Source organism: Lysinibacillus sp. RS10 (genome assembly GCF_041956855.1).
Taxonomy (GTDB): Bacteria; Bacillota; Bacilli; order Bacillales_A; family Planococcaceae; genus Lysinibacillus; species Lysinibacillus xylanilyticus_A.
In genome coordinates, this window is sequence record NZ_CP167122.1 from 3,552,221 (window position 1) to 3,576,418 (window position 24,198).

21 protein-coding genes and 1 riboswitch are annotated in these 24,198 nt (G+C 32.7%); of the genes, 3 read left to right on the plus strand and 18 right to left on the minus strand.

From position 1 onward, the window contains the following. The first annotated feature begins 12 nt into the window (after window positions 1-12). Window positions 13-1,107, plus strand: a complete 1,095-nt coding sequence (locus tag ACB089_RS18145) for a hypothetical protein (protein ID WP_374963249.1) — start codon at window positions 13-15, stop codon at window positions 1,105-1,107. Window positions 1,108-1,218: 111 nt separating this feature from the next. On the opposite strand, the gene glnA is transcribed toward ACB089_RS18145, so the two are convergent. From glnA to ACB089_RS18160, 3 genes are all read right to left on the minus strand, one after another. Next, window positions 1,219-2,553 (minus strand): type I glutamate--ammonia ligase, encoded by a 1,335-nt coding sequence (gene glnA, locus ACB089_RS18150; protein WP_374963251.1) that lies wholly within the window; start codon window positions 2,551-2,553, stop codon window positions 1,219-1,221. A gap of 225 nt (window positions 2,554-2,778) precedes the next feature. Then, window positions 2,779-4,125 carry a sodium-dependent transporter gene (locus ACB089_RS18155; protein WP_374963253.1) on the minus strand — a complete coding sequence of 449 codons (1,347 nt, stop codon included), beginning with the start codon at window positions 4,123-4,125 and terminating at the stop codon, window positions 2,779-2,781. 155 nt (window positions 4,126-4,280) lie between these two features. Continuing rightward, window positions 4,281-4,409, minus strand: a complete 129-nt coding sequence (locus ACB089_RS18160; RefSeq protein ID WP_374963255.1) for a hypothetical protein — start codon at window positions 4,407-4,409, stop codon at window positions 4,281-4,283. A 429-nt stretch (window positions 4,410-4,838) separates the two neighbouring features. Between ACB089_RS18160 and ACB089_RS18165 the strand changes: the two genes are divergently transcribed. Then, on the plus strand, window positions 4,839-6,749 hold the full coding sequence (locus ACB089_RS18165; RefSeq protein ID WP_374963257.1) for a hypothetical protein: 1,911 nt from the start codon (window positions 4,839-4,841) through the stop codon (window positions 6,747-6,749). 863 nt (window positions 6,750-7,612) lie between these two features. On the opposite strand, the gene ACB089_RS18170 is transcribed toward ACB089_RS18165, so the two are convergent. From ACB089_RS18170 to ACB089_RS18185, 4 genes are all read right to left on the minus strand, one after another. Then, a complete protein-coding gene (locus ACB089_RS18170; RefSeq protein WP_374963259.1) occupies window positions 7,613-8,710 on the minus strand; it encodes a PIN domain-containing protein in 1,098 nt (365 codons plus the stop codon). Between the two features lie 36 nt (window positions 8,711-8,746). Further along, on the minus strand, window positions 8,747-10,186 hold the full coding sequence (locus ACB089_RS18175; protein ID WP_374963261.1) for an SIR2 family protein: 1,440 nt from the start codon (window positions 10,184-10,186) through the stop codon (window positions 8,747-8,749). Window positions 10,187-10,574: 388 nt separating this feature from the next. Then, window positions 10,575-11,141 carry a recombinase family protein gene (locus ACB089_RS18180; RefSeq protein ID WP_374963262.1) on the minus strand — a complete coding sequence of 189 codons (567 nt, stop codon included), beginning with the start codon at window positions 11,139-11,141 and terminating at the stop codon, window positions 10,575-10,577. A 220-nt stretch (window positions 11,142-11,361) separates the two neighbouring features. After that, the gene (locus tag ACB089_RS18185) at window positions 11,362-13,149 is read right to left on the minus strand and encodes an AIPR family protein (protein WP_374963264.1); all 1,788 of its coding nucleotides are present in this window, start codon (window positions 13,147-13,149) and stop codon (window positions 11,362-11,364) included. Window positions 13,150-13,844: 695 nt separating this feature from the next. Between ACB089_RS18185 and ACB089_RS18190 the strand changes: the two genes are divergently transcribed. Beyond that, entirely contained in the window at window positions 13,845-14,186 is a 342-nt protein-coding gene (locus ACB089_RS18190; RefSeq protein ID WP_374963266.1) for a hypothetical protein, read from the plus strand. Between the two features lie 290 nt (window positions 14,187-14,476). Here the strand turns inward: ACB089_RS18190 and ACB089_RS18195 are convergent, their stop codons facing one another. From ACB089_RS18195 to sigX, 11 genes are all read right to left on the minus strand, one after another. After that, window positions 14,477-14,755 (minus strand): hypothetical protein, encoded by a 279-nt coding sequence (locus ACB089_RS18195; protein ID WP_374963268.1) that lies wholly within the window; start codon window positions 14,753-14,755, stop codon window positions 14,477-14,479. Window positions 14,756-15,159: 404 nt separating this feature from the next. Next, complete coding sequence (locus ACB089_RS18200; RefSeq protein ID WP_374963269.1) at window positions 15,160-16,626, minus strand: DEAD/DEAH box helicase family protein; 1,467 nt, start codon at window positions 16,624-16,626, stop codon at window positions 15,160-15,162. A 243-nt stretch (window positions 16,627-16,869) separates the two neighbouring features. Beyond that, complete coding sequence (locus ACB089_RS18205; protein ID WP_374963271.1) at window positions 16,870-17,772, minus strand: hypothetical protein; 903 nt, start codon at window positions 17,770-17,772, stop codon at window positions 16,870-16,872. 96 nt (window positions 17,773-17,868) lie between these two features. Continuing rightward, window positions 17,869-18,198, minus strand: coding sequence for a hypothetical protein (locus tag ACB089_RS18210; protein WP_374963272.1), 330 nt, complete (start codon window positions 18,196-18,198; stop codon window positions 17,869-17,871). Between the two features lie 84 nt (window positions 18,199-18,282). Continuing rightward, window positions 18,283-18,609, minus strand: coding sequence for a hypothetical protein (locus ACB089_RS18215; protein WP_374963273.1), 327 nt, complete (start codon window positions 18,607-18,609; stop codon window positions 18,283-18,285). A gap of 984 nt (window positions 18,610-19,593) precedes the next feature. Further along, complete coding sequence (locus tag ACB089_RS18220; RefSeq protein WP_374963275.1) at window positions 19,594-19,788, minus strand: hypothetical protein; 195 nt, start codon at window positions 19,786-19,788, stop codon at window positions 19,594-19,596. A gap of 14 nt (window positions 19,789-19,802) precedes the next feature. After that, the gene (locus ACB089_RS18225; protein WP_374963277.1) at window positions 19,803-20,717 is read right to left on the minus strand and encodes a tyrosine-type recombinase/integrase; all 915 of its coding nucleotides are present in this window, start codon (window positions 20,715-20,717) and stop codon (window positions 19,803-19,805) included. Between the two features lie 80 nt (window positions 20,718-20,797). Then, window positions 20,798-21,382: an ECF transporter S component gene (locus ACB089_RS18230; RefSeq protein ID WP_374963279.1), complete on the minus strand. Its 585-nt coding sequence runs from the start codon at window positions 21,380-21,382 to the stop codon at window positions 20,798-20,800. Window positions 21,383-21,604: 222 nt separating this feature from the next. Then, a riboswitch (FMN riboswitch) is annotated at window positions 21,605-21,798 on the minus strand. 67 nt (window positions 21,799-21,865) lie between these two features. Next, on the minus strand, window positions 21,866-22,036 hold the full coding sequence (locus ACB089_RS18235; RefSeq protein ID WP_374963280.1) for a hypothetical protein: 171 nt from the start codon (window positions 22,034-22,036) through the stop codon (window positions 21,866-21,868). A 262-nt stretch (window positions 22,037-22,298) separates the two neighbouring features. After that, window positions 22,299-23,618: an RNA polymerase subunit sigma gene (locus ACB089_RS18240; RefSeq protein WP_374963282.1), complete on the minus strand. Its 1,320-nt coding sequence runs from the start codon at window positions 23,616-23,618 to the stop codon at window positions 22,299-22,301. Continuing rightward, complete coding sequence (sigX, locus tag ACB089_RS18245; protein ID WP_374963284.1) at window positions 23,615-24,148, minus strand: RNA polymerase sigma factor SigX; 534 nt, start codon at window positions 24,146-24,148, stop codon at window positions 23,615-23,617. Before sigX ends, ACB089_RS18240 begins: the two co-directional genes overlap by 4 nt. Between the last annotated feature and the right edge of the window lie 50 nt (window positions 24,149-24,198).

Here is a 24,198-nt window from a genome sequence, read left to right on the forward strand (position 1 = left end):
GGAGAGATTCAATTGAAAATAATAGAGAGAACAATAATACTATCTTGTGCAGCTATATTCCTATTCATTGTTTTTAAAGCTGTATATTATGGTGTACAGGCAAATAGATCTTTGATTAAACCCCAAAGTTCAAATTATTATCAAATAATCGATAAAGATTTTAATAAAACAGTAGACGTACCTTTTACTAATATTCACTCATATAGGGGGAATGCTGACTATATTTATATGAGCGTAGATCAAAAGAGCCCTTCTCTTGATAATAAAATTGTTCAATACAATCGTAAGACTCAGAAATACAAAACAATATTTAATAGCAAATTTAAATTGCCATCAGTTCAAGGGGTAGAATTAAATGATGCTTGGTTATTGTGGGTAGATACTGATGAACATGGAGGGTATCTAAATCCATATTTTATGAATTTAAAGACGCAAGAAATTCAACCATTGACAAAAGAAAATAAAGAAAATGTTACTAATTATTTTCCCATACTAATTGGGGATTATGCAGCTTGGATTAAAATCGACAGAAAAGTTGAAAAAGCGGAAGTTATGCTTAAGAATCTCAAAACAGACGAAACAATTAGTATATTTAATTTAAATACTTATATGAATACGGATTTGTCTGCAAAGGATGGGAAAATATTATTTACTGATAAAAAAGATCAAGTTGGATACCTCTATTTGTATGATATTAAAAATAAAGAAATAAAAGAATTTAAAAGTTCATATGAATTTATTGGTTCTGCAAGGCTACTAAGTGATCAACAATGGGTTTACCTAACGTTTGACGAACCTTCTGAATCGCCAACTGGTGATCGTAAGCTGATTTTTTATGACGCTTCGACCAATCATACTCAAGAAGTTGTTTCGGATATGTTAGATGTAAATAATCTTCTCACTGATTTTAATAATCAAGTATTTTTAGATACTAATGCTTATAAATACTATAAAAAATTTAAGATAAAGGATCATTTATTGGTCGAAGATGGTTGGTTGGAAGCACCTTATTTGTTTAGATATCCAGCTGAAAATGATATTTATATTTTTGACCAAGAACTAAATGAAAAATACAAATTAATTATCCAAAGTGAACTACCTAACTAAAATAGTTATCCCTATCAATGAAAAATAGGGATAGCCTTCTTCTTTGACACTCAATCCCTCACATTTTGGATCAAAAAAGTGTTGGAGCACCAAAGCTCCAACACTCCTCTTCTAATACATTTTCAAATATTCTTCCCTCTCCCAATTGTGGACACATGTACGGTATTTATTCCATTCTATTTCTTTAGCAGCTGTAAATTTCTCAAAGATATGATCTCCAAGTGCTTCACGTACGATAGGATCCATTTCGAGTTCAATAAGTGCATATTCCAATGATGCCGGGAGACTGTCAATGCCATTTAATTCTCGCTCATCTCGTGTCATTTTATAAATATTTCGATCTACAGCGTCTGGAGGGGTTAGATCTTTGCGAATTCCATCGAGCCCAGATGCTAAAATAACAGCCATCGCTAAATATGGATTTGCTGCTGGATCGACAGAACGAAGCTCGACACGTGTTGAAAGCCCTCGTGCGGCTGGAATTCGAATAAGTGGTGACCGATTTTGAGCAGACCATGCTACATAGCAAGGGGCTTCATAGCCAGGCACTAAGCGTTTATAGGAATTAACGAGTGGGTTTGTAATTGCTGTAAAACCATGTACATGTTCTATAATTCCTGCCATAAAACTACGGGCTGTTTGGCTCAATTGTAATTCTGCATTTTCATCATAAAACGCATTTTTATCCCCTTCAAATAAGGATAAGTTGAAATGCATTCCGGAACCATTGACGCCAAATAATGGCTTTGGCATAAAGGTTGCATGCAGTCCATGCTGTGCAGCGATTGTTTTTACAACAAGTTTAAACGTTTGAATATTATCACAAGCTTCGATAGCATTTGCATACTTAAAGTCGATTTCATGCTGACCTGGGGCAACCTCATGATGAGAGGCTTCGATTTCAAAACCCATTTCTTCTAGCTCTAATACGATATCACGTCGACAGTTCTCACCTAGGTCTGTCGGAGCTAAATCGAAGTATCCTCCACTATCGTTTAGCTCAAGTGTTGGGTGTCCTTTTTCATCTAACTTAAATAAGAAAAACTCCGGCTCAGGTCCTAAATTAAATGAAGTAAAACCTAACTCCTCCATCTCCTTTAAAATTCGTTTAAGATTTGAGCGTGGATCCCCCTCAAACGGTGTACCATCTGGTCTAGCAATATCACAAATAAAGCGTGCCACTTTCCCCTTCTCAGCAGTCCAAGGAAAAATCACGAAGGTGCTAAAGTCAGGACGTAAGTACATATCTGATTCTTCAATTCGCACAAAACCTTCAATAGATGAACCATCAAACATCACTTTATTGTCCAATGCTTTTTCTAATTGGCTAACTGGTATTTCAACATTTTTTATCGTTCCTAATATATCCGTAAATTGTAGGCGAATAAATTTCACATTTTCTTCCTTCACTCGACGTACAATGGCTTCTTTTGTATAATGTTTCATTTTTCACCACTCCAATGTAATTTTTGTTAACATCATTTCTTTATAACTGTTTTAAAAATACATTAAAAGGACAAAAAACGCAATAGACATGTCATGTTTTCTCACATCGTTTTTTTCGAATATAGTAATCTTATTTTTAGATGGATAGGATGCAAGAGCACTCGTTGATTCTCAATTATAAAAAGTAGGTTGTATTCCAGTTAAATGAAATACAACCTACTCTCTTTAATATTGTAAAAGCATATTTACTAACACAACAATAATCACAACAGGTACTACGATTAACATCAATAGACGATATAATGAATAGAACCCCTGTCCCATTTGACTACCTATCAACAATTCCTTCTTCACAAATTCTTTATCCACTACATAGGCAATAAAGATCGCAATCAATAAGTTACCTAACGGAAGCATTAAATTTGATACTAAAAAGTCTGTTGCATCAAAAATTGTTTTTCCAAAGATTGATACATCTGCTAATGTACTTGATGAAAGCGCCGCTGGGATTGCGGCAATAAAGACTACTACACCTAACAACATTGCCAATGCAGAACGAGACATACGACCTTTTTCAATAAATGCCGCTACGATTATTTCATATAAACTGAAGGAAGAGGTTAGCGTTGCAAATAAAAATAATAATAAAAACATCGCTAAGAACATCTCACCAAATGGCATTTGACTAAACGCTGTTGGCAGAACCATAAATAGCAAACCCGGTCCAGCTGCAGGCTCTAAATCAAAAGCAAACACAACAGGGAAAATCGCTAATCCTGCTAAAAACGATACAAGCACAGTTAAGAGTACAACAGAGCCCGCCGAGTTAGGCAAACTCACATCCTTTTTTAAATATGAACTGTACGTCACAAGACAAGAAAATCCTACTGCTAAACCAAAAAAGGACTGCCCTAACGCTTCCAATACAGCCTTGCCGTTAATATTGGAAAAATCCGGCCACAAGAAGAATTTAACACCTTCCATTGCTCCATCCAACGTTACTGCCCGCACAACAAGCACTATAAACATGACAAATAATAAAGGCATCATCCACTTATTAGCCTTCTCTATACCATTTTGCACGCCAAGCGAAATGACTAGTACATTTATCAGCGTAAACAACCCTAAACCTAGTAATGTAATCCAAGGCGTTCCTACAATCTTTCCAAATAATTCACTTGGATCATTTGCAGGATCAATAACAGCCCCAGTTACACCAAGCCCACTATATATAAAGATCCAGCCTCCTACAACGCTGTAAAAAGTTAACAATAAAAAACAGCCCAGCACGCCCATTCGGCCAACCCATGCCCAGCCTGTTTTTGTTGGTGCAATTTTTTTATATGCAGTCACAGCCTCCGACTGTGTACCACGTCCTAAAACGTATTCTGATAATAACATCGGTAAACCAATTAACAAAGTAAAGAAAACAAAAATAAGGAAAAACGCTCCCCCACCACTTTGCCCAGTAACATATGGAAGCTTCCAAATTGCCCCCAGTCCAATTGCAGCTCCTGCCGACGCCAAAATAAAGCCTAGTTTACTAGACCACTGACTCTTTTGTTCACTCATCTCTTCAAACTCCTCTAACATTCTAAACTCTTCCTTATTTTACACTAAAATACTAAAATCGACTAGATAATAAATTTCTACCCGTCACTTCAATTCTTGTTTAACATTCTCACATAAAAAACCTCGAGCAATTAACAACTCGAGGTTTCGCCTAATTATTTTGTTAAGTACATGGAACGCTGATTAATAATCCATTTACGCATTGTTGTGAATAGTAACGCCATGATGACCGTTATTAAAATACCTTTCACAATATTAAATGGCAAGATTCCAGCTACGATCATTTTATATAGTGAATCACCTACAACAGGCTCCATACCTAAAAAGTAAGTTCATGAGTGAATTAGCGTGAAAAAGCATGAATATCAATAGTTTAAAAAGTAATGAACACTAATATGTTCAACTGTTAGTATCCATTGTAATGGAGTTGTTAGCCAATTACAAGTATATTCAGGTCGCTCTCGTTTCATTCATAACCTCAATTCGTGTGAGTCTATCAGGTTACATATCAATAGGAAGATACCCTACCTCAATATCGGAAACCATGCCCCTGCCCTTAATTCAATCACCATACAAAATTACATACTTAAAATCCAATATCATACTCAAATTTAGGTTGCCACTAATTTATTAAAAGAAAACAATTAAATAATGATATAATTTTAAAAGGTGGAAAATACCACCTTTTTTCATAACAAAGTGGGGTGTAATCTTTGCAATTAGATCAATTTAACAACGATTCTTTATATAGTAAAACATTAGTATATTGGTATGAAGAATGGGCTTCGTGCTCAAATAAAGTCAAAAATGGTTCAATAGGGATTGAGATAGTTAATATTCACGTGGTTTTATCAGATGTTATTAATGAATATGAATTAAATAAATTCGAAAGTGATAACAACCGCAAAGTTTATATAAAATTAATCGAAAATTTCATTAGTGAAAGACATATGAATTTATACAGAGTTGAATTGCAAATTTTAAAAGAGAAATTAGAGAAAAAAGACGGTCAAGCAGTTTATATTATCGCTAAGGAACTTTCCCAAAAATTATCTAATGAGAATTTTGCACAGTTATTATTTGATGAATTATTAATAATCATTAAAAAGAAATTATTTTCAAAAAAAGATAGAATTAAAATAAAAAATTTAACCAAAGATATTATTGTAGAACTAGTAACTTCAGGTAGGGATATAGAAGATATAAAAAAATTATTTAGTAATATATTAAACACGTATCAAATGGGAGACGAAGAGCCCTTAATCTTATTTGAATATACTCCATCTGATTTGTCTCCTTATCAAGCCAAAGAATATATCGATAAATTATGTTTAGAAGATAGATTAGATATATTTAGAAATAATTTACTATCAGAGAAAAGCGCATATTTTTTTATTTTCCCTGCATGGGGAATGATTGCTCCCTCTCTTAAAGTTAGAGAGGAAAAAATTTTTGGTTTTCATGTATATGATCCTACCCATGAGGAAAAAATGCCAAAAGACGATTGGTTTAACGAAAAATTTAACACTGACCCCGAAGAAGATAATAACGATAAAAATAATAGTAGATGTAATGCAATAATTAAAGTACATGCTATTTCTAGTACTGTTGCAAAAAAAATTGCAGAAGAAAAATATATGATTTTTTTAAGTTTAGCAAACTTGAAATTTGCCAATAAGTATAAGGAAATTTACTGGGATGGACAGTATATTGGGAAAAAAGTAGATGTTGAGTATGGTTATTTCGGTACAGCATTCGGTTTAGATAGAGATGATAGAGTTTTTAGAAGGATTCTTAGCAAAGATTCTCCAATCGTTTTTAGTAGTGCAAAGTATAAAAAACTAGAAGATTATTCTAAAGTAATTGATATGCTACAAGAAAGAAATATGTTTATAGAATCTAATTCCATTACTAATGTAATAGAATTAATGTCTAAATCTATTTGGGAAACAGATGAGAATAAGCTTTTGAATTATTGGATTTGTCTTGAAAGTTTAGCAAACATCTCAAAAAAAAATAATGAGTCTAAATTTAGTTTTATTAAAGAAACCGTATCTAATATATATTTTCTTTGGGAAAAATTCAGACCAATTCATGACCTCTTCTCATTAACAAATCGTTATTCTACCCACTCATTTGCAAATGATAATTCTATAAATATACCTAAAGAATTTATCGAAGATGTTGGTATTTACAAAGCACGGTCTGAAGATTCAGAAGTATCATTGGTTAATTTTTATAAACGAATGAATGAATTAATGTCTTATACCTCTAAAGAGAGCTTTCTAGACACTATTGAAGATACTCTTGATTTTTACCAAGATAATAAAAAGGCTTTACATATACTGCGAAATAAAAAAGATGAAGTTAAGTTAACCATTGATTATATATATAAGTCTAGAAATCAAATTGTACATAATGGTTATATAGCAAAAAACCTTGTACCTTACTTAGTGAATTTTGCAGAACGTTATGCGGAATCATTATTAAAAAGAATTATAGACGTTTTTCTTAAAGGTGAATTTGATCTTCAAAACTATTTTATCAAAGAACAGTATGAAGGTCTTTTATTAGAAAAGAAGCTTGCAAGTGGAGAATTTTATGAAATCGGATTAGGAAAATAAAGTTATTGTTTGCAGTTTGTTTACAAAAGAAAACGAAAAGAGCTTAGAACCCGTTTCAATAAAGGATTCTAAGCTTATTTTTATTATTCCGACTCAATCGTTGCTGGTGGCTTACTCGTAATAACATACAGCACGCTCGCCAACCAATGATATATACGGGTTTTACGCTTTTTATCAAAACAGAAAAATCCGTTTAAATCATGTAATTCTTGTCCTCAATTGTAGCTGGTGACCCCCTGCTTACAACGTTATATTTTAAATAATGGACATGTCGTTCCGTTTTCAAAGTCAATTTCCATACGTGTATTGGGAGCGCTTTATATTAGTGTATAAAACACTAATTTATCGGAAAATAGCCCCCCTTTATTTCACTACATTCCCCAATATAAAAGTAAAACGAGATAGATACTTGAGCTATCTCGCTTTATTACTATTCTTATACCCTAGCTGCTTTAACGTTTTGTTCATGTGACTTCACAGATACACTCACAAGCCATTCAACGCTCTTACATTTACCTTCAGCCATGCTTCTATTCACTTAACACACTGTTAATCTAATAATTAACTGCTAGTTAAAATAGGTAAGAACGAAATGTATCAGCTTCTTAAATTTGTAAAAAAACACCCTACAAAAATGAAGAGTGTTTAGTAATTCCCAATACGGATTCGAACCCCGACCGACTGCTTAGTAACTTTATCTCCATTACCTTATAGAAGTTATTTATACCCATAATTTGAACATTTTTACTCCCAATTAGGGATTCGGTCAAACTTTGAAAGTGCATAATAGACATTCATCAATTACAAAATTTTTTTAAAGGAATCAGAATCGTCCTTCTCAAAATTTACAATGAGATAAAAATTTAATCTACTTCATAATCTTTGACAAACCACTTTACTATCTTTTCTTCGTAGATTTCAGCTGAAATTGTGACTTTATAATTCTTGTAAAAGTATTCATATTTATAATCATCAAAATAGTCATCCGAGTCTTCATTTAATACTAGCTCTATATCGAAATCTCCTGTTTTTGCATTAAATACATACTCCTGTTTATATTTAGAATTTATTCTCCTTACTTGTGGCACTTCACACTCAACTTCACATTCACCTTCTAAAACAAGTTCTAAATATAAGGTTCCATCATTTTTTTCATAGACATAATAATCAAAAATCCGAAGGTCTATCGAGATTATATTAATATTTGCATGTGTTAACTCATATCGATCCTGCGCATAATCTTGTAAATACGAATAATCAGTCTTCTCAATATTATTTAATACATCAATATTTATCATATCGATATCTACTTCACTATCAAACCATTCTTCAGTAATGAAACTTAACTTACTTGATTGATTTTTGATGAAATTTCCTAACGAAGTAAAGTATTCTAATTGCCCTCCAAAAGATTCTAAATCTAGAATTAAGCTTTTATGTAATTCATCTGTTTCCTTTCCTTCTGAGGCAAATTCTTTAATATTATGTGAAATGAACACTACTTTTTCATCTATATTAAACCTTACTATATCCAATAAAGTTAACCATAGTATAGTGTCTCTAAATTCTTCTCCTTTATCTGAACAAGGTTTAATTCTATTTATTGCTCTTCTAGTCACTTCAAATAAATAGTCTGCTTTATACGGAACAATTTCATCTTCAGAAAAATCTAATGTAGTTAGTAGATACTGTCTATATTCATTAACTTGTTCATCAATTTCAATTGAAATTGGTGTTTGTTTTTCTACTAATAATGCATTTACTTGTCTAAAATTTTTTTCATATCCTTCGAAACTTTTTTGTAGTTCTTTTTTATATAAGTTCATTATTTCTTCATAAACAATTTGCGTTATAATAGTTTTTGAATTAGTTTTTTTTATAAAATCAAATAAATTCCTGAAGTCATCAGATTTTAAAGAGAAACTCTTTCTTATAACGTTAGAATCAATTACTATAAGCATTTTTTCCTCCATAAATAAGATATTCTATTAAGTGGCTTATTTACTATAATGATATTTTGAAGGGTAAATCTTAGTTTTCGCTTCATCATATACAAAATAGTTTTCGTCATCTCTAACTAACTTTAGTAACGCAACCGCATCTTTAGAATATCTATGTTGTACTTGTTTTTCTTTAATACCTAGATCTACATGGTAATTGTTACTACTTTCTTTGATGTTTACACCAGTTTCTTCATACACTTTATTTATTAACTCATTGGCTGGATACCAATAAGTAAAACCTAATGCTTTGGCAACATCAGTAAGGGTTAAACAATATTGAACTTTAATAGTTTCTGGTTCTGATACTATACCCAAACCTAATAAACTCACTGCCCCATGACCCATAGGCTCTGTTTTATCATTATTCTTAATTCCTAATAATTCCGCTAGTTTTTCCTCGTTGCCTATTCTTTGAATGGTTAGAAAATCAACTTCTAACTGAGAAATAGATTTGCTTTTCACGATATTAAAAACCCTTTCCTCAAAAACTCTCAAGGCATCTATTGAAGATAGATCAAACTTCATTAGAGATTTAAAAATATCTAAGTAATCATTCAGTAATATATAATTGATACGGATACTTTTACCATCTCCTAAATCAATGGATTTATCGCTTAAAGGTCTATAAGATTCCTCTATCTTTTCTTTTGTCCATTCAATAAACCAAATATTCTCTACAACTCTTTCTGGACTATCACATACAACCTCAGCAATATCTTTTAAAATACCTTTGATATTATCATCCGATATAGAGTACCCTAGGAAAATAATTGGATGTTCTACAAAATAAGTTAATAATTTTGCAATCAAATACTTTTGTTTAATTATGAACTTTTCGTAGTCTTCTAAAGATATAACTACCTCTTCCATTTGAGTAACGCATCCATGTATTTTAAGGATCTGCCCAATTTGAGTAGCTTTTTTAGATTTAATTACTTGCTGTCCTACTACCACTTCATAATCTTCAAAAAGATTTTCTAATAAAGTATCATAATTTGTAGTAATAATTGCATGTGGTTTTAATTGTTTTAATGACATTAGTTCTTCATTAGCGGTGTAATTAAAACCATTCATTAATTCATTGAAATATTCACATATCATATATTTTAAAAAAATACTCTTAGGATAATTTGGTTCATATAAATCTTCTGGAAAAATCCCTTCTTTATATACACTCCAAGCATATTCTTTATACTCTTCTATTAATTGTGAAGCTATACTTGGGTTATCTGAATTGTTTTGAATATAATATGCTATTGGATATTTACATAGTGGATTATTTTTAATCAGAAATTCTAATAAACCTTTCCAATCAGGAGCATTGATATATCTTCTTGACATGCCTGAACCAATAAAAAAAATAGGTCTTACACCAGTATCATCTATTAAAGATTTTAATGTTTCTAATCTTTCTTGTAGATATGCTGTATACATTGTCTCATCTCCTTTAAAATCTGTCGTCTCATTTATTAATCTTATTTTCATGAATTAATTGGGTAGTGGTAGTCCCATTTATAGTTGCACTCAAATATCGGAAATATAGCCCATATGTATAACTTTATAAGCTAAAGAAACTAATTTGAAATTCTTTGGCACTTGAGAACAAATTATGATGCATACATAAATTCTAAAAAAACCCATTAATTCTTCCTAATCAAACAATAAAATAATGATTTTACTTCAGCATTTTTCAATAAACGTGCGTTTCAATTCTATCCAAATTTCACAAAATCTTATTAGCTTCTAACCACTTAACATTTGAAAAAAACCTTACCCAATTATTTCAACAGTTAAATTGTACCATTAAACAGAATTTTTACACTCATTTTCCCTTTATTATTTTATATACTGTTGCTCTACCTATCCCATATTCTTTAGCAATATCATTTGCACTTTCACCTGATTCAAATAAAGCTCTCACATGTTTCTTAGTTTTCTCATCGATAGCTGGTCTTCCACCAAGTCGTCCACGCTTTCTTGCACTCTCTAATCCTGCTTTTGTTCGCTGCTGAATAATGTCACGTTCAAATTCTGCAAATACCGCTAACATACCAAACATAGCTTTACCTGTTGGAGTAGTTGTATCAAATGCATCGTTTATTGAAACAAATTCTACGCCCTTCTCATTTAGATCATCTGTTAATTTAAATAACTCTTTTGTGCTTCTAGCTAAACGATCTAATTTATGCACAACAAAAAGATCTCCATTAGTTGCTGCTTTCATTGCATGTTCAAGTTCCTGCCTCTCCACTTTACGACTTGATATTTTTTCAACATACAAAATAAGTTCTAATCCTTTTTCTTTAGCATAGCGTTCAATAGCTTGCTCTTGCATATCTAAATTTTGCTCTTCTGTACTTACACGACAATAACCAATAACCCTTCCCACAATACCACTCTTTTCTATTTACTCATATGTTTTATACACTTTTAACAATAGACGAGTTTATAGACAAATACAATAAAAAAACAGAGCATAAACGTTAATTTACGCTCCGTCTTCAAAATGTCTACTAAACGATGGTTTTATAGACACAAAATCATTTTATATTGTTTAATAATCAAAACAATATATGCAGGTGTATACTGTGCTCCCACATGACCATTGATTAATTAAATTGAATTAAAGCTTTCAGAGAATTATATTTTTCTTGGTTTGTTTCTTTAGTAGCTTCCACCAAACTTTTTATTTGAGCAATTGCTTGTTTAACTTCTTCCACATTTTTTAATTTATTATTAAATGCAGGTGTTAAAGCGTTTGGAGCTAATGGCATTATCATTGGAAAGACCTTCTTCCATTCATCCACATAATCTTCAAATTCCATATCTTCTTTAAAGCAAATAGAAAATTTGGATGCAATCTTCTTTTCAACTATTTCCTCTAAAATTGTAGAAATAACAGTCACCATTAAATAAATAGAACCTGTATGACTAAAGAAACTTAAAATATTCTCATCTTTTGTAGTTAAATTGTCCTTAATTTTACTTTTATCTTTTAATGTTTGTTTATATTCAATAAGTGCTTTATAAATTGAGTATACAAAAACAATATGATCTGCTGTTGTATTCTCGTTAAATATAATAGAATATAACTCGTCATATTCCCAAATTTTCGACTTAGAATGTGTTGCATCTGTTGGATTATCATGAAATGCCATGAGAGATTGAGCAACTTGATCTGAGACTAATAAATTTCTATCCCTACTAATTGTGTCTTTCCCGTTTCCTCTTCTCCCCCCCAAATATTTTAACTTTGGATAATTAGAGAGGAACTCATCTCTTAATCTTTCTTGAAATATATCAGTACTTCTAAAATCAGAAACTTGTACAACATTTTGACTATTATTGTACTTAATAACGCTATTTACTACTTTTCTTTGATTGGATTCAATAAATCTTATTGGAATAATTGCATCTGAGCTAACATTTTCAAACTGCCCCATCGCACCTGTTGTCTGCGCACCATTCACTATAGAGATACCATTAACTTTTATCTTTTGTTTAAAGCTAGACTTACTTCTTGTTCTTTTGAAAACTTGAATATCATTTACTAATGCTGTTATACCGTTATTATAAACTAGAAAATTCTTTGGCTCGTTTGATACAGTATCTTTTATTCCATTATTAACATTACCTTTTGATTTCATACTACCCAAATAATTTCTTATGTTTGCTGAAAATAATTTATCTCCATATTTTTTAAATAAAGAGTGAATCCATTCAGCTGTTACAGCAGTACTATATACCTTCCAATCATCCGTTTCATACTCATAACCACCCAAAGTTTTCACTTCAAATTGCTTATCAACTAAAATTTTAGCTTTTGTTGACATATACCATTCTTCAATTGTCTCAATACCTACTTCTAAAGCCGATACTTTTAATTTTATATCAGCATAATATGTATTTAAGATAGATCTTGCTGTTTTTTCAACAGCAAGCATTTCAGTTTTTATAGTTTCGTGTTCATGGCAATTATGTACATACCAAATATCTACTTGTTCTATCTCATTTTCATTTATAGCATCTCGTAATTCTGAAACTCTAGGTCTTATTAAAGAATGTAATTCTTCTAGCTCCATATTTAATGCCCAAGTTAATGCCGTATTCAAATCACCAGCTTTATTTTTCTTTGCTGACTTAGCAATTCTATCTCCTGTAGAACAATAAGTCTGAATAATCACAGCACGCTTATTTTCTTTGTCTATATATATTAAGTCACATTTTCTATCGTTTTTTCCATCTGTCACAGACACACTTGCCACATCATCTATATCCTCAAATCCAAAATATAGCTGTAAAGCAAAGAGAGCCCAACCTTCACTTCCATAGTCACTTAAAGAAGCTAATTTTTCTTTGAAATGATTCAGACTTTGAAATTCTTTTTCTTTACTCATTTTTCATTCCTCCACGAATATATTTTTTCTCAATTCAAATATAACAGAAAAAGGAAATATATCAAAATAGATAAAGGGCTCATCGTCTCGTGAAAATATAACAAGACCACATGAATGATGCTCATGTGGTCAAATTTGGTGTCTGTTTTTAATATCTGTTACAACATATTCATCCAAACCCATTGAATTACATTCTTGGGGACGCTGAGTGTTTTGAAGTGTTTTTATCTCCCGCTACGCTCCCGATAAAAAGCAATTCAAAACCACGCTTTCTGTCCGTCCCCAAACCCCTCAACAGGGTTTTATACTTGGTCAATTTTGGTGTCCCTATATAATAATACTCACATCATTTTTAGCCCCTGAGCTAATTCTGTTATACAGATAACAAATGGAAGATATCATTTAAATTCGATTACATTTCCGAACCTTTAGATAATGTAATACTTAAAGCTTCTCTAGTTAATATCAAGCTTTACTATTATATTCTCCATGAATTCTTACTATTTTCTAAAACACTATCGTATCGCCTGCGGTAACAGCCTATCTTTCTTGTTAGTGTTACACGTATCTACACCAATATTTGTAAATATGTTAAACTATACCCAAAGAGTGATTACTCGGTGGTTCAACTAACAAGTCAGATTGTTAAAAAAGGCTTCTATTTCTTTGATATACCGAGCAATGGAGGGTGTAAAATGGGTGTAAAAAGTAAGTTTGGAATACTTATTTTAGCATGTGCTGTTATATGGATTGCACTTTTTGTATTTACGCAAAAAGAACCGTACAGTACAGAAGCAGTGATGGATTCCTTATGGGTTAAACATAATGTTCAAAGCACCATGATAGGCGATACTGACCCTGTTCTTGAGGTATCAGTTTTCGATGAAAAAGACATCACAGTTGTTGAAAGTTATTTAAAAAACAACTTATCCAAAGAAGATTTAGAACACTACGAAATCAATGTGTTTCTGTTTTCAGAAAATCCATCTGAATATATTAAAAATGCACAGAAGAACCGAGAATCAAATTATAAATAATAAAGATGTTATTTCCGCAATCAGGCGCTTAGTTGAAGAAGAACAGGACTTGCGTATATGATTAATCTTCATATATGCAAGTCCTTTTGTTATCCCCTCATACTAACCCTATACCTTTCCACATGACTACGTAGCACCAATCAAACAACCTGTGTAAATGATTTCTCTGCCCCACTATCAATGCTCAATGGCTTGTTATATGCTCCTAAGAGGTTGCTAAGGACTTAGTGTCATGATTCAAGTTAGCTTCATGAATCATGTAGGGATGTTTATTTCCTATCCGTAATATCTTACAAACTAGACTTGGCTCTTTTAAATTCTCGATACATTTCCATTACGTGCTTATCTCTTTTATTGACATGCATTATAAACTGATAAACAATTTGTGTGTTGTTGTATTTAGTAGAGTTTTTATCGTAGAAGTCACCTATTTTTTTTGCAATTTCAAATTGATTAATTTCATAAGACTCTTGGTGGAATTTATGTGCCATTGCCCTGATAAATTCATAGAACTCCATAACTTCTATTGTGAAATGCTCTAGTTTTTTGTCCGTAATTTCATTGTTCATGCTTTAATCCTCCGTAGAATAGTTATTTAAGTGTTTTTTAAGAGGTCTGAAACTCTTGCATTAAGTGCGTTTGCTAAATTTTTTTTACTTGTCCATTAGTAAGCTTTTCAACTTTCTAACAAACCAAACAAAAACCATTAAGCAAAGCATCCAGAATAAAAATTATTTATTTCTTACACGCCAATCGCTGCGCTAATGGCTCTCCAGAAAATAAATAATTTTAATCTGAATCTTCGCTTTGCATTTTCTCGACATTGAAAAATCGCAAGCAAGCTTGCCATTTATTCAATTGTGTCGAAAAGTGCATGAAAATATCTTTTATTTTTATGACTACATTTATACAAATCGAGATGGTCAAATTTGGTGTCCGTATATAATAATACTCACAACATTTTTAACCACTCTCACTTTGGCATTTGAATAATTCTCCATGTTGTTTTATATCGCTTTCCATCCTTTTTAGCCTCATGTGGGAAAATACGAAACGAGGCTTCTTTAGTAGTTAGCAACTCATTGATTTTCCTAACTCCTGTTACAAGCCTGCCATTTGATTTCAACCCCAATTGCTCTGCAAAAATTTGCTTTTCCTTTTGGCTATAAAATAGCAACCCTTGAGAATGAGCTTCTTCTAATGCTGTACGAGTGTTCGAATCTAAATAAGCATCCATTGATACGCTTCCTTCTTTTCCAAATAACTCAACAATAAACTGACGATACCCGCCAGCCATTTCTTGAATTTCTTCAAGACGCTTATATTTATACTTATAGCTATCATAGAGAAGTTCATTTACACCTATTTTATACAACTGATTAGGGAGCGGCTCGTAGTAAACTAGCTGATAAGGATCAGGTTCACGATAAAACATGCGATCATATTCTTCTTGAGAATGTTCATCAAGAAACTTGGCGTGTTTCATTCGAGTGGTTAAATTTCCTTTATCGTGACCTAATCGCCCATTTGAGCGATTTTTTACCACCAAATGCACATAATCAGATTCTGCATCTCGTATTCGCTTTCTTCCTACACACTGAACCAACACATCAGGATCAGCCATATCTACTATAATAAAGTGCAAATTCTCATCAATGATATTTAGCCCAGCATCAAGTGTTTGAGTAGTAAATAAGAATAAATTATCAAATTTCTGATTGGTTAGCAGCTTCTCACGTTTCTCTTCATCGACATACTTATAATTACTATGACTTTTTCCACAGATGAACATACTATGTTCTTCAAATTGCTTGTATAACTCATAGCAATCATTAGCAGATTCAATAAAGATTAGAGCTTTTTCTCCATTCTCTACTCGCTCCTTCAATCCATTAATTAAATACTGTTCATCATCATAAAACTCTACCGATTTAAGATAATCATAGTTGGCTGGTAGAACGTATTCTTTTGGAGTAATTGATTTGCGGTTATGCAAATATTCTTTAATAAACTCATTAGTAGCACTCATAAGCACTACAACTCGTTCATCTGCACCTTCAATAATTTCATTAAGTGATAAGTCGGTGTATTTATTGAATAAAGAATCATTCCCAAAATAATGATATTCATCACAAATGATAAATTCATACATCCATAGATCAAGTTGATTTTGAAGGATAATAGTTTTCTCAAAACCTTGATATGTAATTAATTCAATCACATCATCTTTTCCTTCAGCAGCAATTTCAGCTTCAAATTGTTCTATTGTATTAGTTCGATGAAGAAAAAACAAAATACGCTTCTCTTTGCTTTTGGCATAGTCATAAAGTGTATTTTTTATGAAGTGACTTTTACCTTTTCCTGTACCAGCGGAAATGGTGATAATGTCCCCTCTTTGCCACTCTATATATTCTTGTTGTATTACTTCAGTAACATTCACACCATATTCCTCCAAGATTAAGGAGAGTTCAAATTTACTCTCCTTTTGATTCTAAAAATCAGCATCCCTTACACTGAATATTCAGTCTAATCAAACTACCTCTCTCTTAAGTTTGACTAAAATACGACATTCTCCGATCTCACATTCATACCGATTTAAATCTTGAATGATATTTTTCATACGAATAATATCATATGTAATATAGTTGAAATTCTCGAACTCAATTATTCTACCTTCCTCAAATCATTCAATTAAACCATCATCTAGTAGCTCTGCTACTGCCTGTTTTTGAGATTGATACTTATCTTTTAATTCGCTTGCAGCTTGTTTCCACACAACATCAAGATCTCTTCCCTTTAAGCTTAAAACTCTTTGGTTATGATGATTATCTTCCTCAAGAAGCGTTTGAATCATCTTCAGTTCTTGACGTAGACTAGCAATTTGCTTAGCTAATGCTTTTTGTTCCTTCAAATCGGGAGCTTTTGATTTAGCTCTTTCTAAGGTGCAAATAAAGCCTTCTGTTCGTTCTGTTTCTTTTAGGAAATCTACTTCAACGCTCGAAGACACAATTTTAAGTAAAACTACTTGACCATTAGACACAAACTGCTTATCTTCTAAAGCCTTTTGAAGTTCATTTTTTGTAAGCTTAAAATGTTTTCTTAAATCATCTTTAGCGTTAAAGCTAGTACGAATACTTCCTTCTTTAATAAATTCATACGTTACATATTGAACACTATGAACAGATTTATGATCTGCTATTAAAAGAGCTACAACGCTTTCAGCACTATAGTTTTCATCTGTACGATGAATCTCTATATTCTCTTCGCCATAAGTATCAATTAAATACTTAAAATACGTAAAGAAATGATTTTGGTTTTCTACGATATACATAAATGCTGTTTTAAAAGGTGTTCCATAAACATACATTTCTTCGGTGTATGTTTCATCTACTTTCCCTTTTGTACGATTGTATTCGCCAATCGTTCTTTTTGCTAATACCGTTGCATAAGGTAGCTCCTCTTTTTGAATTGCACCTACCTCTTTAACTTTCACAGCTATCATTCTCGCTCTTCGTTCGAAAAGATTTTTCGCCTCGTCGATGTATGCAATTAACTCTGTATCTAAGTGTTTAACTGTTAAATTCATTTGTCTTGCTCCTTTGATTCTAATTTTTTTAATGAAGTAAAATGGATATTTTACTCTCAACTTCACAAAATTTAAGTTAAACTTTTTCCTTAGTTATTAAAGACATTGTGCTGCTTTAAATAACCGATTGAAATATTCATCGGAATTCATATCAGCATATTTAATTTGAGCATTTTCAAAGAACATCTTCAAAATCTCTTCTTCGGATGCATCCATGATCATAACTGCATCCTTCATTAGCTGGTTAGTAAAATTATCTTCATAGTTTTCAAAAATCATCATTTTATATTTCTCTAATAACCGAGAACGATAACTTTCTACTAATTCTTTGACAACCAACATCTTTGAAATCTTTACGGTTTCCATTTCTCTGACACTTTCACCAACAGTCAGTTCAGCTGAATTTACATCAATAATTTTATCCATACAATTCCCTCACTTTTAGCCTACTTAACACATAAAAATAGTAGGTTTTATATTTGAAATATCTTATTATTCAACTACTTTTAACTACAGTGTTTTATGGTATGAACTGAACTCCCGCTTCGATAAAACGAGGTCAAATATGCTTTTAGCATAGCTCATTTCTTCTTCAAAGGAACGCTCTCTAGCTGATTTCAATAGATCATCTAATAATTGAGCTTTTGAAGCTTTTTCGTAATAATTACGTTCATCCATCAATTTAGAAATCCTCTCATCAAAAAATTCATCTCTAATGTCTTCAAGCAATAATCGTTGTATTTTATTTTCAATATCTACAATTGCATAAGCTTGAAACTTTCGAATTATTTGATTGATAAACCATTCTTCTGGAATAGTATAAAACTCTTTTGTCATTTTTTCACCTCGTGGTAGTTATTTACCATCAGCGCTGAGGTGAACTAAGAATATCACCTATTTTCTAATCCGTAAAATCCATAATAAGGGTGAAGTACCATGGTAAAATACTATATTACAGTTATTTTATTACTATTTTTACACAACAAACCACTGTTTTACATATAATAAAAAATTATATGTAATCAAAAATAAAATTAATGATTAAGATAGAAAATTCAAATCACTAAGCAGTTTTTAAAAAATAGTAATTAGAATACTAATTCATTCTTCTAAAGAAAAAATGGAAAAAAATTTTTTTATATTTTGGAGTTGATAACTGTTTTCATCCTCCCTATCATGAAGGCGGTTGAGTTGAAACGGCTCAATGCAAAAATGCCTTGCCTAGTTCTCAATAAATCAAATATGACTTAAAGGAATAAGACAAGACATTCAGCATAATTTCATGAATCCGTATATCCTTGTATCCGTATCGTATGCCCTTGTTTAAATGCGCTCTCTCGAACAATACATCTACTAATCTACTTCTGCCCCGATAGTTGTTGCAATCCTTATATTCACCTTCTGCAAATATCGTAAATGCCTATTCTACTGTTATGAGAAACTCGGCAACAATTACAATGTGTGATGTATCCTGTGTAACCGAAGCCACTCAGACCTTCCACTCCTAGCCGTTATGGTCGCTAACACCATTCACACCCAAAGCGAAACAAGGAACGCTTATAGAGGGTGCTAGACGTTTGTGTGCGACGGGAACGTCATAACCTGTCAAGTTTATTTACAAATGCTGTTACTAGGTTTCCAGCATCGAGAAAAACATGACCTTATTTTACCTAAAAAAGACAATAGGAAACTAGACCTTTGCATTTCCACTTTTTTTGAAGTAGAATGAAGGCATGTTAAACGCTCATATTTAGTTGTATTCCTGTATGGCTAAAAGCGTTGGAGGGGAGCATTGCGAGTGCTGACCCTCTTTTTTGTTGCTTACTTCTCTAAAGTATTAAAATATTGAAGCATGGCTTGTACATCATCTTTTCTCAATGTCATTCGACTTACATTAAATTGCCTACCATCGTAAAGCACCGTATTTTCCTCAAAGGATACTGATTTAAATTCAAGATTGTATTGTGTTGTAATTTGACGCATACCGTTTAAAGTTTCATGAAAAATTGTTTTCATGTGATTTCTCCTTCCTAAATGTCTAAATTATTTAATGGATTGTATTTGTCATTCTGTTCTTTTAAAGCCGATCCCCACAATGCGAGATACTTTTGAGACATATTTAATGATGAGTGTCTGAGAATCTTTTGTAAGGTGAATACGTCTCCTCCATTAACTAAAAATCGATGAGCAAACGTATGACGAAACGTATGAGCCGACAATCTAACATCTTTAAAGTTCATAGCTATTTGCAGACGTTTAAACACGCTTTTAGTTGAGTCATAAGCCATTTGAGAGCCATCTCTGTTAACAAAGACGTATTCTGGCAATTCTTTAAAGTAGCGAGTACAAAAAACCTTTAACTCGTTTAACTCATCAATAACCTTGATTGTTAATGGCACTGTTTCCTGCTTTCTATTTTTCCCAAATATATATAACTGAAAATGTTGTTCATCAATATCTGACCACTTAATCCCTCTTAATTCTCCAACTCTAATGCCAGTACCTAGCAATAAGATAATAATAGTGTGATTTCTGTATGCCGTGTATTCATGATCCTTTCTTCTCAACCTTCTGTAATAGGAAAGCATTTGTCGAATATGCGAATCTTTGAATACTTCGATACGATAGTCAGTTTCTTGACGTTTTACTTTTTTGCATGGATTAGATTTAATATACTCGTTATCCAATAAGTGGTTAAAAAAGGTATTGAGATTTTTTAGCTTAACATTAATCGTAGTTGGATTATTCCCACGTTCATTTTTACAATATAATAAGTAACTTTTAATATGGGCATGTGTGACATCTGAAGCATCTAATACCTCGTTTTCAGCCGACCAGCGTTTGAATTCACGAAAAAATATTCTATAGCCATCTAATGTATTCTTGCTTAAATTCTGTAACTCTTTTTCTTCTAAAAAATCTGCAATTGCAAATTTAAGCAACAAAAAAACACCTCCTAGACTTTAACAGTCCAATAAGGTGTCATTACTTGAACACTATCCTAAATCATACTTTTTTCACGAAATTAACTCATATACATGGAACGCTGATTAATAATCCATTTACGCATTGTTGTGAATAGTAACGCCATGATGACCGTTATTAAAATACCTTTCACAATATTAAATGGCAAGATTCCAGCTACGATCATTTTATATAGTGAATCACCTACAACAGGCTCCATACCTAAAAAGTAAGTGTACATAGGTAAAAATACTGCATAGTTCAGAAGGCTCATTCCTACTGCCATAATAAGTGTTCCAGCAGCTAAACCTCCGACAAGACCTTTAACCGTTTTGAAGCGATTAAAAATAAAGCTCACTGGTAATATAAATAAAATGCCCGTTGTAAAGTTCGCCATATGTCCTACCGGTACTCCCGTTGGCGTGCCTGAGAAAATCCAGTCCAACACATTTTTAAATAATTCTACTAAAATACCGGCTATTGGTCCCATTGTGATTGCAGCTAGTAATGCTGGCATATCACTGAAATCCACTTCCAAAAATGCTGGGAATGGCGGAATTGGGAAATTAAAAAGCATTAATAAAAACGAAATACTGCTCAGCATACCAATCGTAATAAACGATTGAAGTTTCAAATTTTTCTTCATTGAAAACTCTCTCCTCTTTGCTGATTCAATCTCGCAAGAAGAAAGGCCACGACCTTATCAATTATTATTATGAAAAAACCCTTATGCAAAAGAGCATAAGGGAGAATAGGCATGATTAATAAACGCCATTAATTAGCTATTTTTGAGCAAACACTGTGTGAAGACACATCGAAAAAAACGCTCGTACATAGCTAAATTCATAACAATGAATGACGATCGTACCTCCATCTTCTCCCATCCAGACTTTAACTGTCGGCCTTGGAATTACACCAAGTCAGCCATGCAAAAAACTTTGCACAGGTCGCGGGCTGAAGAGTCTTTAGTAAATCATTCGAGCCAATGTATTAAAAGTAACATTAGCGATTTACAACTCTATTACCGCCGGTCGGGATTTTCACCCTGCCCCGAAGATGAATCAATATTTTTTGTTTTATAACTTTACTATAATGAATTATTAAGGAAAAGTAAATAGCTTTTCAACAATTATGCCTCCATCGGATTTTGGACACCCGCTGAAAAGTTACTTAAAACCGCATTCATCTCACCACCTATAGAGGTGAGAGACTTTTGTAGCTGACGCTTTGCTTTCGCTACAAAAAACATTTGCTGAAAGAAGTTAAAAGATCCCGATTTAACTTGTATGTTTTGCCTCATAAACTGGCTCATCACCATAACTCAGGGTTGCTTTCCATTCCTCTATCGGCTTGCTGTAAGTCTCATCTGTGACGCTATGATTTGCTCCAAGGAGTCATCATGTTATTTAAATGGTCTACTTTTTAACAAGTATCATCCCTAGCTTTAAATAAGTAGCTCATAAATGGACAGGAGCATTCACGCACATATAGCGGCGAGAATGCTCCCAAAATTTACTTATACGTTTTTTGTTCTTCTATTTTGAAGTTTAACGTTATGCTATTTATGGCATATATTGTTTATTGGCTCCCACAGGCTTTGGTAAGAAATTTTTCAAATCAAATCCCTCCCAGCTCTCCTGTACCACATTATCTAGACGTACTTGTTGATCAAAGCTTGCAGCAGTGAGCATCATCGCTTCAATTAATTGAGTTGCGCGAACGGCATCCATTGTTGTTAAATCAAGTGGCTCATTAAATGAAACGACAACACCTTCAGCTACCTCTTGCACAGTGTATGTCACATGTTCAGGAACGACCGAAACGTATCCATCATCTTTTTTATTTCCCATATCGATAAGAGCTTCTGTTACAGTAGTATAAGTCTTGCTAGAATAAGGTGATAAATACTCAGCCCCATTTTCATCTTTATATAAATAATAATTATAATGATTTTGTCTTGTTAGTGCGATAGACTTATTTTGCTCCCCTTCTTCCTGAGGAGACTCATCAGCTGTATCATCCGGATTATCAATTTCAATTTCAATCTCAATATCTTTATACTCTGAGTCTGAGAATGTATCCTGTACTGTTCCAACGTATTCGCTATTATCCGCAGAAGCAACATCATAGTCATTTTCTTTCGGCAATACATGAACAAGTTTATCGTCCTTCTCTTTCAATTCACCTTTATACGGGTGGTAATTAGTAAAGCCCTTTTCTTCCTCATCAATTTGCGGTGCATACTTTTCATACATTTGCAATGTTGTAGGCTTCTTTTTCCCAAAATCAGTAGCAACTCGTTCGTTCGGGATAATGTATGTCATTGGCACACTTTCCTTATCACGGTTTGCCAAACCAATGCGAAACACCACTGCGTTTGTTAAATCTTCCTCATAAACAGATGACCTTAGTGACATCATACGTGAATATTTTGATACAATGTCAGATTCTATAATATCGTCATCATTTTCAAAGCTTTTTGCAGCCCGATTATCTTGTATTGTAGAATATTGAGAAATATCAGGAGCATTAGCTTGATCCATATTTACCTCTTTATTATTCATGTACATAGACCCCACAAGTACTGTTAGGGCGAAAACAGCTGCACCACTCAGAAAAATAGGCCATTTACGTACGTTCTTCTTTGTTGTAGCGGTTTCGGTACTTTCTTGTTGCGTATGAATATTTTGTTGTTGCTCTTTGGATATTATTTCGTCATCCATTGGTTGTTGTATGGCATTTTGAAGATGGATATTATCCTGTAAGCGAGCATCTGCCAATAATCTATTTAATACTTCTTCTTTCGAACGGCGGTCAGAAAGCTTAGGGGCATTATTTAATACATGTTCAAGTTGGTCATCATCAAATTGATTATGCGTCATTGCCGTTTCGCCTCCTGTTCTCTAACCTGTTGTAGCTGTTGCCTTAAAAATTTTATGGCACGATGCTGAGTGGTTTTTACTTTCGCTTCTGTCCAATCTAGTATTTGCGCTGTTTCTGCAATCGATAAATCTTGAAAGTAGCGCATAATAATGACCATTTTTTGGTCACCTGTACAGTTTTCAAGTGCGGATTGTACCTGCATAAATTCATCACTAGCTTGTAGCATATCTTCCGGTGATGGTGTGGTTGAATGTAGCTGTTCCGTTTCCCAATCAAAAAAATCGAGTGAATGTTTTTGACGCACAGCCTGCTTTCTAAAATGATCAATCGCGACATTTTTAGCAATAGCAAAAAGCCATGTCTTTTCGCTGCTATTTCCTGCAAACTGATCATATGAACGTAATACACGAACATAAACCTCGTGCGCTAAATCCTCAGCAAGTGTACGGTTTTTTACTAAATAAATAAGAAACTGGAACACGTCTTGATGGTATTCATCGTATAGTCGATGGAACACGGAGTCATTCAAAGCACTCCACCCCCGTTCAATTATATTTGTCGTCTAAATGTTCACAGAAG

Coding starts and splice junctions, on each gene's coding strand:
- glnA (WP_374963251.1), bottom strand. CDS start 2,553: ATGAAACATTATACAAAAGAAGCCATTGTACGTCGAGTGAAGGAAGAA.
- ACB089_RS18155 (WP_374963253.1), bottom strand. CDS start 4,125: ATGAGTGAACAAAAGAGTCAGTGGTCTAGTAAACTAGGCTTTATTTTG.
- ACB089_RS18160 (WP_374963255.1), bottom strand. CDS start 4,409: ATGATCGTAGCTGGAATCTTGCCATTTAATATTGTGAAAGGTATTTTA.
- ACB089_RS18170 (WP_374963259.1), bottom strand. CDS start 8,710: ATGCTTATAGTAATTGATTCTAACGTTATAAGAAAGAGTTTCTCTTTA.
- ACB089_RS18175 (WP_374963261.1), bottom strand. CDS start 10,186: ATGTATACAGCATATCTACAAGAAAGATTAGAAACATTAAAATCTTTA.
- ACB089_RS18185 (WP_374963264.1), bottom strand. CDS start 13,149: ATGAGTAAAGAAAAAGAATTTCAAAGTCTGAATCATTTCAAAGAAAAA.
- ACB089_RS18190 (WP_374963266.1), top strand. CDS start 13,845: ATGGGTGTAAAAAGTAAGTTTGGAATACTTATTTTAGCATGTGCTGTT.
- ACB089_RS18195 (WP_374963268.1), bottom strand. CDS start 14,755: ATGAACAATGAAATTACGGACAAAAAACTAGAGCATTTCACAATAGAA.
- ACB089_RS18205 (WP_374963271.1), bottom strand. CDS start 17,772: ATGAATTTAACAGTTAAACACTTAGATACAGAGTTAATTGCATACATC.
- ACB089_RS18210 (WP_374963272.1), bottom strand. CDS start 18,198: ATGGATAAAATTATTGATGTAAATTCAGCTGAACTGACTGTTGGTGAA.
- ACB089_RS18215 (WP_374963273.1), bottom strand. CDS start 18,609: ATGACAAAAGAGTTTTATACTATTCCAGAAGAATGGTTTATCAATCAA.
- ACB089_RS18220 (WP_374963275.1), bottom strand. CDS start 19,788: ATGAAAACAATTTTTCATGAAACTTTAAACGGTATGCGTCAAATTACA.
- ACB089_RS18230 (WP_374963279.1), bottom strand. CDS start 21,382: ATGAAGAAAAATTTGAAACTTCAATCGTTTATTACGATTGGTATGCTG.
- ACB089_RS18235 (WP_374963280.1), bottom strand. CDS start 22,036: ATGAGGCAAAACATACAAGTTAAATCGGGATCTTTTAACTTCTTTCAG.
- ACB089_RS18240 (WP_374963282.1), bottom strand. CDS start 23,618: ATGACGCATAATCAATTTGATGATGACCAACTTGAACATGTATTAAAT.